We start from the raw sequence: 844 nt of genomic DNA, 5'->3' as shown, positions 1-844 counted from the left end.
TGTGCGTCTGCCAGTTCCGCCACCCCGGCAATTGTATGGAGCGGAAGACGGGATTCGAACCCGCGACCCCGACCTTGGCAAGGTCGTATTCTACCACTGAACTACTTCCGCGTGAAAAATGCGGGTGAAGGGAGTCGAACCCCCACGCCTTACGGCACTAGATCCTAAGTCTAGCGTGTCTGCCAGTTCCACCACACCCGCAAAAAATCCAAGATTTTCATCAAGAAATGGTGAGCCATACAGGATTCGAACCTGTGACCCTCTGATTAAAAGTCAGATGCTCTACCGACTGAGCTAATGGCTCAAAAAAGTGGTGCCGGCGAAAGGACTTGAACCCTCAACCTACTGATTACAAGTCAGTTGCTCTACCAATTGAGCTACACCGGCACATAAATCACAATCAACAATATATGGTGGAGGATGACGGGTTCGAACCGCCGACCCCCTGCTTGTAAGGCAGGTGCTCTCCCAGCTGAGCTAATCCTCCGTTATGTAATATGGAAAGTTGATAGCCTGGCAACGTCCTACTCTCACAGGGGGAAGCCCCCCACTACCATCGGCGCTGAAGAGCTTAACTTCCGTGTTCGGGATGGGAACGGGTGTGACCTCTACGCTATCGCCGCCAGACCAACAATATCTTGTTTCAAAAGACATTACTCATTATAACAACTTCCCAAGAAAACACAAGTACTTTTTTGAAAAAAGTTTCGTGTTAACTGAACAAATTTATTCGTTCAAAACCGGATAAAACAGACATTGTACATCAATCAACCGAACAATAAAACTTTGTCCAGCCTCAGCGGTCAAACGGTCGTCTCCGCTTTTCTTATAGGTTAAGTCCTCG

The 844-nt window shown here is 48.2% G+C and carries 5 tRNA genes and 1 rRNA gene; all 6 read right to left on the bottom strand.

Going from position 1 to position 844, the window contains the following annotated elements:
• Window positions 1-36: 36 nt before the first annotated feature.
• A tRNA-Gly gene (locus tag WFH04_RS18080) sits at window positions 37-111 on the bottom strand.
• 8 nt (window positions 112-119) lie between these two features.
• Window positions 120-201, bottom strand: a tRNA-Leu gene (locus WFH04_RS18075).
• Window positions 202-228: 27 nt separating this feature from the next.
• Window positions 229-304: transfer RNA gene (locus WFH04_RS18070), tRNA-Lys, on the bottom strand.
• A gap of 7 nt (window positions 305-311) precedes the next feature.
• Window positions 312-387 (bottom strand) — tRNA-Thr (locus tag WFH04_RS18065).
• A gap of 24 nt (window positions 388-411) precedes the next feature.
• Window positions 412-487 (bottom strand) — tRNA-Val (locus WFH04_RS18060).
• Between the two features lie 24 nt (window positions 488-511).
• Window positions 512-627: ribosomal RNA gene (rrf, locus tag WFH04_RS18055) — 5S ribosomal RNA — on the bottom strand.
• Window positions 628-844: the final 217 nt, after the last annotated feature.

The organism is Sporosarcina sp. USHLN248 (genome assembly GCF_037144575.1).
GTDB classification, from domain to species: domain Bacteria; phylum Bacillota; class Bacilli; order Bacillales_A; family Planococcaceae; genus Sporosarcina; species Sporosarcina contaminans.
Note: the sequence above shows the minus strand (reverse complement) of the source record. Positions and strands in the feature narration are given on the sequence as shown.